Raw genomic sequence first — 15433 nt, forward strand, 5'->3', positions numbered from 1 at the left:
AACGATACGGATAGGCACGCAGACGTGACGACGAAGAAGAAGCTCATCGAGGTGGCCCTCCCGCTGGAGGCAATCAACCGCGAATCCGCTCGCGAGAAGTCCATCCGCCACGGCCACCCCTCCACACTGCACCTGTGGTGGGCGCGCCGTCCGCTCGCCGCCGCGCGCGCCGTCCTATTCGCTCAGCTCGTCGACGATCCGTCCGCACGACCCGACGAGTTCCCCACCGAGGAACTGCAACGCAAAGAACGCGAACGACTCCACAAGCTGATCGAACGCCTCGTCGTCTGGGAGAACATCCGCGACGAGAACCTCCTCACCGAAGCCCACGCCGAGATTCTCAAGTCCACCAACGGAAACCCGCCACCCATCCTCGACCCGTTCGCCGGCGGCGGCACCATCCCACTCGAAGCCCAACGCCTCGGACTCGAGGCCCACGCCTCCGACCTCAACCCTGTCGCGGTGCTTATCAACAAAGCGCTCATCGAGATCCCACCGAAGTTCCGCGACCAGCCGCCTATCTTCCCTGGGCTTGCCGACTCCGAAATCCGACAATGGAAAGGTGCCGAAGGACTCGCCGCCGACGTCCGCGCCTACGGCCAATGGATGCGCGACGAAGCTGAAAAGCGCATTGGCCACCTCTATCCCAAAGCCGCCCTTGCCGACGGTACCAACGCCACTGTCATCGCCTGGATCTGGGCACGCACCGTCACCTGCCCCAACCCCGCATGCGGAATCGAAATGCCCCTCGTGCGCTCTTGGTGGCTCGGAAAGAAGAAGGGCAAAGAAGCCTACGTCGTCCCCACCGTCGTGCCCGACGCCAGTCATCCCTCCGGGCAGCACGTTGCTTTCGAAATTGCACACGACACGTCGACAGCACCCACTAAAGACACCGATGGGACGGTGGGACGCAACGGTGCTCACTGTGTTGCATGCGCGACGGCCGTAGACTTGAAGTACGTCCGCTCAGAAGGGCGAGCAGGTCGGCTGCGAAAGCAATTGATGGCGGTCGTCGCCGAGGGAAGCCGACAGCGACTGTACCAACGGCCGACCGAAGACCAGGCACTTGCCGGGAACCTCGCGAAGCCGGATGACATACCTAATGCTGAGATTCCACCTCAAGCACCAAGTTTTCGAGTGCAGGCGTATGGCATGACTAAATGGACTGACCTATTCACCAACCGCCAACTCGTCGCACTAACCACCTTCAGCGACCTCGTCACCGAAGCCCGCGAACGAGTCCTCGCCGACAGCGGGTCCCCCACCTACGCCGACGCAGTGGCAACATACCTCGCGGTTGTGGTCAGTAAGATGACTGACAGAAACTCCACCCTGGTCAACTGGTACGTCTCGCGGGAATCGACTAGCTCAACCTTCGCGCGTCAAGCACTTCCGATGATGTGGGATTTTGCGGAGGTCGCACCCCTTGGCGTCAACACTGGATCATTCAGCAACTCGCTGCTCTGGACCGCCGAGACCGCTGAGTTGCTGCCAGGTTCCGCTCCAGCGACTGTTTCTCAAGCCGACGCAGCAAATCGGAGCTTCGAAAACGCCATTGTTCATACGGATCCGCCGTACTACGACAACATTGGATACTCCGACCTGTCAGACTACTTCTACGTCTGGATGAGGCGGAGTCTACGGTCGATTTATCCGTCCCTATTCGGGACGATGCTAGTTCCAAAATCAGAGGAACTTGTGGCGAATCCCTACCGACACAGTGGTAGAGACGGCGCGCGCACGTTCTTCGAAGACGGCTTCAGGGCCGTATTTGCGAAGGCACGGAGATCAGCGTCATCCGACTTTCCAATGGCGGTATGGTATGCCTTCAAACAGTCAGAATCAGACGTGGCAGGGACCGCGTCGACTGGTTGGGAAACCTTGCTGGAGGGCATGATTCGCTCAGGCTGGGAGATAACATCAACTTGGCCCAATCGCTCCGAACTCAGCAACCGCATGATCGCAAGCGGAACCAACGCGCTCGCTTCATCCATCGTGCTTTCACTCCGCCCGCGATCTCCTCAAGCCCCAACGACAGACCGTCGCGATTTCATCTCCACACTTGAGGACGAACTGCCTGACGCGTTGCGCAAGTTGCAGCAAGGGCAGATAGCCCCGGTTGACCTTCCACAGGCAGCGATCGGCCCGGGAATGGCGGTATTCAGTCGTTACGCAGCTGTGCTGGAACCCGATGGCTCGAAGATGACGGTGCGATCTGCGCTGACCCGGATCAACGAGATTCTTGATCAGGTCCTCAATGAGCAGGAAGGCGACTTCGACTCGACAAGCCGTTTCGCGATCGCATGGTATCGCCACCATGGCTACGGTGTCGGGAAATTCGGTGATGCCGACAACCTCGCCCGGGCCCGCAACACTAGCGTCGACGTCATGGACCGAAGCGAGATCCTGACCAGCCGCGCAGGTAAAGTGCAGCTCCTCAAGCCAAGCGACTTGCCTTGGGAATACGACATTCTCACCGACGAGCACACCAGCAACTGGGAAGCGCTGCACCACCTCATCAAGACCCTGGAACGTGACGGCATCGCACCGACCGGCGACTTCCTTCGTGATGCTCTGAATCGCCCTGACGGGGCTATCGAATCCGACTTGGTGAAGGAACTCGCTCATTTGCTGTTCCGCATCGCTGAATCGAATGGCTGGACCAAAGACGCGCTGAGTTTCAACGCGCTGGTGACCAGTTGGCCGGAAATCCTGGAATCTGCGAGTACCCCCGCGGCTACAACCGGCGACCAGACCAGCCTCGACTTTGATGACGGAGCTGAGCTGTGACGGCCGCGGCGATCGAAACCGATAGGTCGCGCGACTACGTGACCATCATGCGGTGTGCGGAAGGCGACGACCTTCTTGATGGCGCGATCCCGCAACTCGCGGCGTGGCTGCGCGAGAAGGACTTCGATGTCGATCTCAGCGAGTCCGGTGACTACGGAAATGCCCGCGCGAGCCTCACGGTACGGCGCATCGACAGTGACTCCACGACCATTCGCATTGAGCTGCAGGAGGACGGGGGCAACACCGGGAGGTGGTCTACCGAAGTCATAGCCGATGGCAGCACCGATGAAGGCGGGTGGATCTCGCTTTCTGTGCGAAACAGCCAGGCGCGATTCGTGAAGGTGCCGCGCCTCGCGCGGTACCTGATGCAGGCCCTGCCGCTCCGCGATGGCCAGCTCGAGTTCGCCTCGGGCCACCAGTTGTTCGGTTCGGCATCCGTTGATCGGCTCGTCTCGATACTCGAGGATGATCGCCGCCACGGGTTGGTCTTCGTCGCCGGCACAAACAATGTGGCGGATATCCCGGTCGACGCTTTCGCCCGGAAGGTCGATCAGTGGGCACGCGAGGTATATGGGCTGGCCCAGGTCATCGTCCTAGACCCACACAGTACGGAGGTCTTTCGGCAACGGGTCGGCGACCAGCTCGCGGCACCTGTCTGGGCGATCCGCAGTTACCAGCCAGGCGTGACCTGGGACGATGCGCTCGACGCTCGACGCCATAGAATATTGGGCACACGAAGTCTGGGCTCTAAGGGTGACAGGGCGATCCAATATCTACTCGGGGAGATCGCGCGTCAGCAGGCGTCCACCCGTCCGCCGGACGCCACGGTTCAGAAAATGCGTCGACGGTATGACCGATTAGAGAATCGTCGACTTGTCAAAAGCCTAGAGAATTCCCAGCCCGAAGATGCGACCGAACCATCGGTCCATGAGGCTTCGCCCCCTGAAGAGGCCGCGGCCACTGCGCCGCCACAGCACGATGAGGAAATCACTCTCGTACGGCGGGTCTTGGGTCTCAAGGAGATCACCGAACGGACGCTGACCGAATTCGTTAGCAGAATCCGCAGGAGCGATCCTGAGCGCGCCGGAGTCCGGTCACTTGAGAACCGGGTCGATCTCCTGCAGACGCGTGTCGAACAGCTAGAGGACCAGAACCAACAGCTGCTTAATGAACTTAAGGACTCGCAGCTCGAGACCGAGCTCGCACGGATCGACGTCGACGAGATACGCGATCGCGCCAGATGGCTGGAATCGAGGCTCAACGAGTCCGGCGACTACGAGTCGCAGTACCTCGACGTGCCTCCTGAGTTCCGAGTGTCGCGGCCACAGAGTTTCGACGAACTACTCGATCGCATCGACCAGATCGACTCGGTCTGCTTCACCGGTGACACGTCAGAAGTAGCCCGACTCAATCAGCTCGACACGAACGACTCGGCGCTGCGCACCGCTTGGGACGCGGTGCTCGCAATGGCTGATTACGCACGAGCGCGCGCAGAATCCAAGTGGGACGGCAGCCTGGATCAGTACCTCCACAACACGCCATCTGGATTCCAGACCTTCCCGCCTGGCAAGTTCGGCGAGACGGAAACCGGCAGGACTATGAAGCAGTTCGGAGACGAACGAGTCTTTCCGGTTCCGACAGACGTTGACCCACGCGAGCAGGTCGAGATGAAGGCCCACTTCAAGCTGGCCCGGATCGGGATGGCAAGCCCTCGGATGCACATTTCGATGGGCACCCCGCAATTCCGACACTGTTCATCGGGTACCTCGGATATCACCTGACCAACACGCACACCAACTGAACGAGAACGGGAGAGACGATGGCGACGAGTAACCGTGAACGCATCGACCGCATGTTCCAGGCGATGGCACCAGCCCTGGACGACTTCATCTCCACGGTGATCGGGCGTGCCGACCGTGCCAAGGGCGCCGAATGGGTCAAGCTGGTGCAGGCAAAGGACCAGCGCAACAACTCAGCTGGTGACCGGACCTACGATCCCCGCGACCCTCAGGTCCAGTTCCGGATGCTCACCGAGGGCAACATCACTGGTGGTATCAAACAGGGTTGGTACCCGTTCAACAGTGAACTGGGCCGATCCGGTGAGACCTACGCGAGCGAGCTTCGTGAAGCCCGAAACTCCTGGGCACACAACGGCACCTTCAGCGACGACGACGCATACCGCGCACTCGACACCGGCGAGCGGCTGCTCCGACTGATCGGCGCCGCGAAGGAAGGCGACGAGGTCAAGGAGATCCGCCTCAACCTGCGCCGTGTTACCGCCGACAAAGCCGACAAGAAGGCCCTCAAAGCGGCGGTCGACAATCCTGAATCGACAGGCCTCAAGCCGTGGCGGGATGTCTTACCGCCCCACCAGGACGTCGCCACCGGCAACTTCCACGCCTCTGAGTTCGCCGCCGATCTCTATAAAGTCGCCAGTGGCGGTGAGGTCGACGCCGACTACGCCGATCCGGTCGAGTTCTTCCGGCGAACCTATCTAACTGAGGGACTGCAGGATTTGATTGGCCGCGCTGTCCGGCGCCTGTCCGGCGACGACAACTCATCGCCGGTCATCAACTTGCAGACCAACTTCGGTGGCGGCAAAACGCACTCGATGCTGTCGCTATGGCACGTTGCCGCAGGTCTGCCGGCCGGTGATTTCCCGCAGGACGTGCAGGAACTGCTGGTGGCCAGCGGGTACACAGGCGACAAAGCGAACCGCGTCGCAATCGTGGGCAACCACCTCAGCCCTTCCGGTGTGCTGCATGGAGACACTCACGTCAACACGGTATGGGGCGAGCTTGCCTGGCAGCTCGGTGGCAAAGAGGCCTACGCCATCGTGGCGAAAGCCGACGCCGACCGCACGCCGCCCGGCCAGGCGCTTCACGACCTCCTCGCGGCGTACTCACCGGCAGTGATCTTGGTCGACGAGTGGGTGGCATATGCACGATCCCTCGTGGGCCGAGACGACCTGGCCGGCGGCACCTTCGATGACCAGTTCACGTTCGCTCAGTCGCTGACTGAAGCCGCCAAAGGTACGTCCGGGATACTGCTGGCCATTTCAATCCCAGCCTCAGAGAGTGGCGACGATTCCGAGCCAGTCATCGGGAATGCCGAGGAAGTCGGCGGCACCCACGGGTTGGAAGCCCTCAAGCGTCTGCAGAACGTCGTACGTCGTGTGGCAGATCAGTGGCGGCCCGCCTCCTCCACCGAGGCGTACCACATCGTCAAGCAACGACTGTTCACCCAGCCCGACGCAGCGGCGCTCGCCGCAATCAACGCAACCGCACGGTCGTACGTCGAAATGTACCGAAAGTACACCGACGACTTCCCACGCGAGTCGCGCGACACTGCCTACGAGGATCGCATCAAGCAGACCTACCCGATCCATCCCGAGCTCTTCGACACCCTGTACGAGGAATGGTCCTCCCTCGAGCGGTTCCAACGAACCCGTGGTGTGTTGCGGCTGATGTCGACGGTGATCCACGCCCTGTGGACGGGCGAGGATGCGTCACCGCTCATCATGCCCGGATCGATTCCACTCGCCACGTCAGAAGTGAACTCCGAACTGACCCAGTACCTACAGGATTCGTGGAAAGCGATCATCGATGCCGATGTGGATGGTCCGCAGTCCGAACCTGCGCGGGTCGACAAGGACAAGCCGCTGTTCGGCCAGCGGTCGCTGACCAAGCGACTCGCCCGTACCGTGTTCTTCGGTGCGGCTCCGACTGTCGCCCCTGGTGCTTCGAGCAAGGGGATTGCGACACAGCGGGTGTTCCTCGGTACCGCAATCCCGGGCGATGTTCCCGGCAACTTCCACTCCGCACTCAACCAGTTGCAGGACCGCGCCACCTACTTCTATTCCGGCTCCGGCAAGTATTGGTACGACCTGCAGGCAAACATCACCCGTACGGCCAAAGACCAAGCCGAGCGCCTGCACAAAGAAGACGTGTGGGCCGAGATCGTGCAGCGCCTGCAGACGCAAGGGCGGTCGCGCGGCGACTTCGCCGGGATTCACGTGTGCCCCGAGGTCAACGCCGACATTCCCGATATCGACGAAGCACGCCTTGTCGTCCTGCACCCCAAGGTTGCGCACAAGCGGGGTACAGATTCGCCGGCAAAGGAGTTCGCACAGAAGGCAACCGAGCAGAGGGGCAGCGCCAGTCGAACGCACCGCAACATGGTCATCTTCCTCGCGGCTGACGAGGCACGACTTGAGGAGCTCGACAACGCGGTCCGTGACTACCTCGGCTGGCGGCACGTCCTCGACAACGAGACCGATCTCGACCTCACTCAAAACCAGAAGAACCAAGCAGCGCAACGCAGAGACCAGGCCGGCCAGACCGCGAGTTCTCGCCTGCTGCAAACGTTCACGTGGGCACTTGTGCCGTCTGCGCAGAAGGACATTAGCGCACCATTCGTGATCCGCGAGGTCAAGGTCGAAGGCCAGTCCGAGTCGCTCGCCGAACGCGCCTGCCGTCGACTCGGAAACGACGGAGACCTGTCTACCCGCCAGGCGGCGGCCACGATCCGGTTGTCCATCAACAAGGTTCCACAGATCTGGAAAGACGGCCACGTGTCGTTGGGGACTTTGTGGGGCTTGTACAGCCAGTACACCTACATGCCGCGACTGCGCGATCGACGGGTGCTCGACGAAGGCGTCGTCGAGCTGCCGATGATCTGGGAGACCGATGCCTACGCGCTGGCAACCGACTATGACGCAAGCGCGGACCGCTACATAGGCTTGTGGATTCCGGGCGACAAGGACCCCGCGCCCGCACCAACCGACTCGTTACTGCTTGTCAGACCGGATCGTGCGTCAGCCCAGCGTGACATTGAGTCCAAAGCAGACGAGCGTAACGGAGGAGACTCCAACGACAAGGACGCCGATACGAACGTCCGTCGAACCGACAAGGATTCCGAGACACCGAAACCCCCACCCGCGCCACGTAATACTCGGTTCTTTGGCGTCAAGACGCTCGATGCCGATCGGATTGCACTGGACTTCAAGAATATCGCCGATGAGGTGCTCGCTCACCTGCGTGACGGCGACGCCGAAGTGAGCGTGACCATCGAGATCGAGGCAACGGACCCGCTTGGGTTTTCCGAAGGCACGGTGCGGACAGTGTCCGAGAACGCGCGCACTCTGAAGTTTGACGACGCCCAGTCGGGTTTCGAGGATTCGTAATGGGCCTACTTGAGCGAGTTCACGATCGGGCAACCAGAGCCATACATAGCGCAAAGACCCGGGTCCGTGTATCGAGCCCCGGGACGAAGTCCTACGGAACTCCGTCCCGCGGACCTGCGCCTCATACTCAGGCGCAGTCTGAGCCAGATAGAAGCGCACCTGCATCGGTATCAGAGGCATCCACAGAGCTCGCAGGCGACTTCTACTATTGCCAGGCCGCTGGCTCCGACAGCCGAGGTCGAATAGCCCGCGTGAAGACTGTGCGCATCAACCCGGGTGGGCCGGACCGGGCCACCCGGATGTATCTAATCGCAGACGACGCCTCTCGGTATCACCTCTCACATCTGTTCAGGAACCAATTCGAATACGCACCGAGACTCGAGGTCACATCCGCTGGTGAAACGCTCGTTCTGGACTGGCCGTACGGAGTGCCTGAGGACGCTCATCGACTTGTGAAGGTTCTGCTCAATCATCCGGCAATTCCTCTGGCTGGCCTTGGCAACCTCAATCTCGCCATCGCGCTCGACCGATACAAAACAATCAACACGCGACTCCCCGCTTCCAAATGGAGCAATACGCGGAGCGGCCAAGCGATCAACGACCTCAAGTATCAACGGCATACTGCGACAGCGATGCTTAGGATCGATCCTGATTTCCACTACCTCGCCAATGGCCTATCTGACGTAGTCCAAAGCCACCCCGCCTATTCGCGAGCAAGCGTCGTTACCAGTGTTCCTGGGTCCAACGGAACCGGCGGCAGTCTGGGTGAGCTACTCGGGAGAGCTGTGGCCCGCAAGACCGGCAAACCATTCGTGACTGCGCTCGGCCCACTACGTGGCCCCCGAAAGGGGGATAACCCCCCGGATGTCACCGGTGCGTTCTACTTTGAGGATCAAATCTGCGGGTCCTGCATCGTCGTGGATGACGTTCTCTGGACCGGCATGAGTCAAAACGAGACCGCGCGCGCCGCACGCGCCGTTGGTGCAACCGAAGTCTTTGGGCTGGCCGCAGCGAAAACGATGCGCAACTAAAATGAGCGACAGTTCACAGCTCTTTCGCGTCTTGGCGGCCTTTCATCTGTTTCGCACCCCGGCGCGGGTTACCAAAGCTCTTCTCAATCGCGAAGTGCTCGAGGATGCGATCGAAAAGCACCTGTCTGAGATGTCGCGAGTCGAGGATCACGCTGCGCGCCTTTCCTCCGAGGACATAGGGGTCCTCGCCGTCGGCGATCCAGCTTTTCCGAACATGCTTGCAGTCCGTGGCAGGCCGATAGTCCCTGTGCTGTTCTACAAGGGCAACCCCAAACTAGTGACGCAGGATTGCGTAGCGGTCAGCGGCTCCCGGGACGTGAGCGATCGAGGCGCATCAGCCGCGGCAAGGGCGGGGAAAGTCATTGCTGCCGCGGATCTTTGCCTTGTAGCTGGGAACGCTCGTGGTGTCGATACGGTCTCAGCTTCTTCTGCGCTGGCGAACAGAGGCAGGACTATATTCGTACTTCCCGAAGGAATCTCACGCTCTCATCCGCGAGACGCGTTGCATGATCTTCTCACTGAAGGCAACCATCTAGTCGTTTCACAGTTCCCACCCAACCAAGGTTGGGCTGCGCATAGTGCAATGGCCCGCAACCGCGTGATCTGCGGCCTGTCCCGGTCAGTGCTGGTCGTCGAAGCAAGAGAATCCGGGGGCTCGCTTGCTGCGGGCCGTGAAGCTCAGAAGCTGAGCCGACGACTGCTGACGCTCACCTACGGAGACAATACACCGCCCGGGAATCAACTCCTCATTGACGAGGGAGCAACACCAGTGGACTCCCCCGACGCGTTACGCACACTACTTACGGACGTCTCCGAGGGTCCTGAACAGGGAACTCTGCTGTGATACTAGTTCGGTGATCTGCCAAGCCGAATCCTCTGTCTGGTTTGGCCACGCGTAGCCAACCGTCGAACCAGACTTAGTCGGGCCAAGTTGCGGTGACACACCTACGTTGTGAACTCCGCAAGGAAGGTGGACAGAAGTTGGTCATCCATCCCCATTTCTTTGGCGATTTGGGCTATTTCGCCTTTCGGAGACCATATTGGATATGTACGGCGCGCACCGGCAAGGCCATCAGATCCCGCGATAGTTGATGTCGGCCCGCCAATCACTTTGATCCTAAATAGTTTCCACAGTCTAGTCACGCTGTCGCCGTACGCGATGTCGCTTCCTGCCCATAGAACGCAGCAAGCCCCATGGTCGCTAACCACCTTCACGCAGCACGGCGCTCCGGCTACCTCTGCAATCCTCGCAGCAGTAGCTCGTCGGCTCTTCTTCTCGCCGATGTCGGCTGTCCAGGCTCCGTCGCGCAGCTCTGCGTTCAATCCCTCAGCTGCGAGGAGTGCCCGAGTTTCGGCCCATGGATCATCGGCTGCTTCGCGCGCTCGTTGAATTAGTCGTTCCACGGCCGTGCCTGTGGCGATACGCCCGTATGCGCGTCCGGGGTGTAGGAGATGATGGCTGACATCCGGTTCCTGCGCCTTGGCGACCGCGCTCGCTGCCATTGCCCACATCTCTTGCGCAGCGAGATCGACTTCGTTTCCACCGACTTGCTTCAGCTCATCGAAGAGCAAGGCGAAGCCGTTGGCGACTAGGGCAGCTCGCGTGCTTTCAACCTTTTCCAAATGCACCTCGTCCTCTTCATCTGTCATCACCTCGCAGATGAGGTCGAGTAAATTGGTAGTCCACTCCTCGTCAGAGGGCCCCCAGAGGCCGGCGGCCAGAAGGTCGAGGTGCAAGCGAAGGGCAAGCAGCCGGATCTCCACTGGCAGTGGAGGCTCGGCCCCGGATATCTGGCTGCGCACTTTCTTGTCCCACTTCTTCCATGCAGCACGTGCTGCCGAAGCGATCGACGGTGCTATACGAGTCTTCGGGGACAGTGGTTCCGAGATCGGATCGACGGATTCCTCGTCCTCGTCTTCAGTAATGTCAACACCTTCGTCGGGATCGACCGCCCAGCCCGGTGAGTCAACTCGAAGGACTGTGTCACCGGCGTTCTGGAACAGAAGTCCTGCGAGGCTCGGTTTGAACGCATTCTCGACCTTAGCCATGCGCCCCAACGGTCATCCTCAGTTGGGGTTCCGTCGGGGTCCGCCTCAGCAGATGTACTCGCAATCTGTCCACCTCCTCGCTTGCCGGCAGCGGTGGCCAACCGCAGGTAGTCGTCTCGGAAACGCCATGCCAGGTCGGTGTTTTCGAAAAGATCATCGACACTGTAGTCGCGGGCGAGCCGGGGATCGCTTGCACTGTTCGTTCGTGGGCCACATCGGTGCAGGTCAGTCACGAAAGCAACTCGTGACAGATGAGTGGTCCCGTCAATGACAGCTCGAAGGCGTACCGCGCAGCCTGCCGGCGCCGTCTGCGCGCAGTAGTAGGTCACAAGTCCTGCATCAGTTCCTTCAATCCTGTGGAACTCGAGCCATTCACCTGGTCCCGCGTCGGATGAGGTCTCGACGACGACCGCGACTTGAGCCGAGATCACGAACTCGATGTCGACACCTTCTCCTCGTCGACGCACACCTAGCAACGTCAACGCATGATCGCGGGGTTGGACATGATCGTCGTCTGTAATCGTGCGCCGGCTAACCAAGTCTGCGATTTCCGCCAGAGCACCCGGAGGGAGGAGAGATGAATCTATGGGAGAAGAGATCGCAAGTTCGCAGTTCCCACCGCCTGCTGTGGATCTGAGCAAGGCTGCAGCACTGAGATTGGGGCTTCCGACCAACGCGTGACGTCGACCCGAAACCGTCCATTCGATCAGCTTTCCGTGTGACGTTCGACTCTCATCCAAGTAGCGAACTTCATGCGCTGGTACGGAATTCAGTGCATCCACCATCGATCGGCCGTCGTAGCTACCAAGCGTGGGTTGAATTCCGATCACGACCTTTTCCGGCCGAAGGCGGTTGATGAGGTAGGCGACGGCGTTCGACGTTGGGTCCAAGAACGGGGCGCAGAGGTTGAGCTCGGATGCCCCCGTTGCTGGTAACTGACCGACAACCGACTGCGTAAGGTTGCTGAAAACCCTTAGTGAAGAATATGATTCGTCGATTACCTGCGGGCGTAACTTGTCCGCGATAGCTTCGACCGTTGCGCCGATCCAACTCGGTACTTGCACAAAGTCTGGTAGATCTGTCAACCACTCGGCGAGATCGTTGAATGCAGCTGGCCCTTTGCTGCGGAATGCTCGCATGACAAGCCAGAGCTCCGAGTTGTGTCCCCATCCAGAAGTCGTCGGGTTCCCTGATCCTATTGCAACCCAAGTTTGTTCATCGTTCAGAAGCATAGCCAACTTGGGGTGGAACGCGCCCGAGCTGACGACATGACCATGCAGATAGCTCCTTCCTGCGTACCGCACGTCGACGTCGTCGTGGGTGGCCTGGTGCGCGTCGGACAGCACAGTGACGCGAGCACCCATTCCCCGCGCCTGACCGATGAAGTATTTCTCGAGGAATGGGAGGTCGATCGTGTAGCCGAGCACTAGCGCTTCCGTGAGGTTCTGACCGCTATCTCGCCATTCTCTCAGCAGGGTAAGCGGCGATGAGAATTCGAAGGTCGCGCTCATGATCCGAGACCGAGGACGCTCAATCCGAGTGTTGTAACGCTGATTCCATTCTCATCTTGGATGCTGACTAAGCCGAGTTGTTCGGCGAGTGAACCGATCTGCTCGGTCCGAAGACCGACATTACCTCGCCCTTCTGAGCCCGACGTGAAGTACAGATTCTCGCGCTGATGCAGTTTTGAGAACATTGTGATCTTCCCGTCAAGCCCTATGCGCATCTTCCGAAGCGCGACGCGATGGGATTGCGCGAGCATGTCATCGACGAGTACGCGAGCAAAGTCGCCCAGCGGTCGGTCCAGATAGGCGTCCCGCCGATAATCGACCCATCGAGGATCTAGAAATTGCTTGGTCTGACGCGCGCCACCTCGAAATGCCGAAAGGCACACACCTTCCAACTCCGAGTCTCGCTGAGCCCCTGTCAACAACAACGCTATCTGCAGTTGCGGCGATGCCAGGCTGTTCGGCAGCTCCGACTCAGCGGGGATCGGATGCCCATCTGCATCGCGCGTCTTTGGCAACTCCGCAACAAACTGTCGAACAGATACTTCGCGCAAACTCGAAGTGATCCAGTCGTGGAGGTCCGCACGAGTCGCTCCGGAATCGTGGGAAGCCACATCCTCAACAAGGTCGGCCCACATCGCCCGCCACGCACCGACGAAATGATGCCTGAGTAAGGTTCCCCGCCACGCCAGCGTTCGCGGTTCGTTCGCGAGGACCTCATCCGTCTCAATCTCGGCGCCGTAGGCAACCCCAGCCCGCAAGACCTCGGTCCAACTGGCTTCAGAATCTGATGTTTTGAGTTGCGCACATCGCGCGAGAATTCTGAACGCTGCTCGCCGAGTCTCGTCGTTCCCGGACAGCTCCGATTCGCGCTGTTCGCTGCTCGTGAGCAGCCACCGCAGCGACTCAGCATCGAAAGAGTCGGCGCCGATAGTCGCCAGAGATTGGAGGGCGATAAGGTCATCGGCCTGTACAGGACGGGCGACGCAGATCTCAAAAAGCGGCTCGAACATCGCGGCCACCACTTCTGGACAGGCGACAGTCCCTGGCCGCAATGCCCTCTTGTGCATCTGCACCGCACCAAGCGTCACGCATGGCCCGCCGTACTGCGACCAGAACCCCCACGGTCGCGGGGAATACGAACCTGGCCCCACCTCGGCCATATTCTTCCCATCGCCGTTAGCCACCAGCGACCGGATCCTGTCTGCACCATGCATATCGCCCTGGCCAACGAATCCAGCCGCCGGGTTACCGAGGGAGAGCCAACCGAGCGCGACTTCTGAACGTCGTACCAGCGCTCTGCAGGCATCCGCGTTGAGGTCGCGGCGGGCGGCGAAGCCCGCGAGAGCCCAATACAAGGAGTAGTACCTACCTATCCTCGTCAGGGTTGAGACGCCCGGAACCAATGTGTCCACCATTCGCAACACAGGCGATTCGACGGCAAGCGGGTACCGGCCGCCGCGGATATCTAAACCAGGTGAACACCAGCCCGGTCCTTCGACCACCATCTGCTGAGGCATGGGTTGATTCTTGCAAAGCTCTTCCGGCAGCTGGCTGGATCTTGCTTGCCGTTCAAGATGATGAGACTTGTGGCGATCTACGAAGTCGTGAGCAGCCGGGTAGACACGTCTGCCTTACCCTTTCTACCGGCTGTGTCGCATAACGGAGAGCGGGCGTGATTTCCGGGGTCACCACGCTTCGGACCTAAGGCAACTCGACGCCCCGACTGCGCTCGATCGCACTCGCAATGGTCTGCTGTCCGGCCTGCGACACCTGCGTTTCGATGAAGTCATTGAGCAGCTCGGGGGACGTCTCGCTCCGCTGGGCACCAACAATCTCCTCCCAGGTTTCGCAGTCCGCGGGGTCGTCGAACACGATCATGCCGACGCCGTGTTCGATGGCAGTTCGCTTGATCGCGTCGAGCTGCTGTCGATGCGCCTCGACAAGGAGATTTCGCACTTCGATCAGCACGTACGCGTGCGTCGACGCTCGACGATGAGCGAGAGCCTCGAACACCGGAATGACGTTGGGATACGCCATCGGCTTGACCTCAAAGGTGACGATCTCGAACTGCTCGTGCGGGACATGCTTGAAGGTCTACATGCCCACGCCGACCAGATCGGCCCGGGTCCACTGGCCGCCGGTGGGGCGCCGCCCTTGGTGCGCGGTCTCTTCGATCGCCAGGGCACGGAACCCGCGGTCCTCCGCCCATTCGTTCTGCAGGGTTGCGAGGATCGGATCATACAGTTCCGTCTCCGCAACGGGCGGTCGGATCGTCGCCGTGCCAGTCGCATCGTCGACGCTCACATCCGAGCCATCGGCGACGGGTGCGCGTCGCAACGCGCCGCCTCGGCCATGCGCCTTCACAACGAGCTGCTTGTCCAGCAACCCGAAGCACGCCGACATATACCGCGGCCTGGCCCAGCCCAGCGACCGCCCGGCAGCGGTGTTGCCAAGTGCTTCGCCGGTATCCGGCAAGAGGACAAGCAGATGGTATTCGTCGATGGTCAGTCAGTTGTAGCTCGTACATGGGGGGGTCAACTCCTGCAATTCCCTGACAGCCAGTCAGCAGCCCGGTTGCGGCCTCTTGTTCAAGTGTGGAACTCGCAACTGGTAGTTCGAGTGCGTTCCAACCCGAGTCTTCGCGCCAACCAGCTAGCGCCGAGCAGGTTCCTGACTAACGTAATCGCCAGTGGGACTTTCGCATTTGTAGTCGTAAGGTTCCGAGTCAGAAACCGCCACGCCAACGGCTATGCCGTGTGTCCCTCGCCTCCGGTACTCCCACTATGCAGATCTGGTGGGTTGGGGGCAGCCCAGATACGCGCGTACGTTTCAGATACTAAAGGCCACACCTTGTCCAGACCATCGTC

The 15433-nt window shown here is 60.4% G+C and carries 9 protein-coding genes; 5 read left to right on the forward strand and 4 right to left on the reverse strand.

What is annotated here, in order from left to right; all coding sequences use genetic code 11:
• Window positions 1-24 precede the first annotated feature (24 nt).
• The 5 genes from NWF22_RS09375 (at window position 25) to NWF22_RS09395 (ending at window position 9850) form a co-directional block, all read left to right on the forward strand.
• Entirely contained in the window at window positions 25-2790 is a 2766-nt protein-coding gene (locus tag NWF22_RS09375; protein ID WP_160904532.1) for a DUF1156 domain-containing protein, read from the forward strand.
• Window positions 2787-4571 (forward strand): hypothetical protein, encoded by a 1785-nt coding sequence (locus NWF22_RS09380; protein ID WP_202399118.1) that lies wholly within the window; start codon window positions 2787-2789, stop codon window positions 4569-4571. The genes NWF22_RS09375 and NWF22_RS09380 overlap by 4 nt, the downstream gene beginning before the upstream one ends.
• Window positions 4572-4609: 38 nt before the next feature.
• Complete coding sequence (locus NWF22_RS09385) at window positions 4610-7975, forward strand: Swt1 family HEPN domain-containing protein (RefSeq protein ID WP_160904533.1); 3366 nt, start codon at window positions 4610-4612, stop codon at window positions 7973-7975.
• Between the two features lie 452 nt (window positions 7976-8427).
• Window positions 8428-9006: a hypothetical protein gene (locus NWF22_RS09390; protein WP_160904534.1), complete on the forward strand. Its 579-nt coding sequence runs from the start codon at window positions 8428-8430 to the stop codon at window positions 9004-9006.
• Between the two features lies 1 nt (window position 9007).
• A complete protein-coding gene (locus NWF22_RS09395; RefSeq protein ID WP_160904535.1) occupies window positions 9008-9850 on the forward strand; it encodes a DNA-processing protein DprA in 843 nt (280 codons plus the stop codon).
• 101 nt (window positions 9851-9951) lie between these two features.
• Here NWF22_RS09395 and NWF22_RS09400 read toward each other — a convergent pair whose 3' ends face one another.
• The 4 genes from NWF22_RS09400 to NWF22_RS09415 form a co-directional block, all read right to left on the reverse strand.
• The gene (locus NWF22_RS09400) at window positions 9952-11055 is read right to left on the reverse strand and encodes a hypothetical protein (RefSeq protein ID WP_160904536.1); all 1104 of its coding nucleotides are present in this window, start codon (window positions 11053-11055) and stop codon (window positions 9952-9954) included.
• Window positions 11056-12562: 1507 nt separating this feature from the next.
• Window positions 12563-14083 carry a hypothetical protein gene (locus tag NWF22_RS09405; protein ID WP_160904537.1) on the reverse strand — a complete coding sequence of 507 codons (1521 nt, stop codon included), beginning with the start codon at window positions 14081-14083 and terminating at the stop codon, window positions 12563-12565.
• 184 nt (window positions 14084-14267) lie between these two features.
• On the reverse strand, window positions 14268-14534 hold the full coding sequence (locus NWF22_RS09410) for a hypothetical protein (RefSeq protein ID WP_160904538.1): 267 nt from the start codon (window positions 14532-14534) through the stop codon (window positions 14268-14270).
• 126 nt (window positions 14535-14660) lie between these two features.
• Window positions 14661-15041 carry a hypothetical protein gene (locus NWF22_RS09415; RefSeq protein WP_160904539.1) on the reverse strand — a complete coding sequence of 127 codons (381 nt, stop codon included), beginning with the start codon at window positions 15039-15041 and terminating at the stop codon, window positions 14661-14663.
• Window positions 15042-15433: the final 392 nt, after the last annotated feature.

The sequence above is a fragment of the Gordonia mangrovi genome (assembly GCF_024734075.1).
In the GTDB taxonomy this organism is placed as follows: Bacteria; Actinomycetota; Actinomycetes; order Mycobacteriales; family Mycobacteriaceae; genus Gordonia; species Gordonia mangrovi.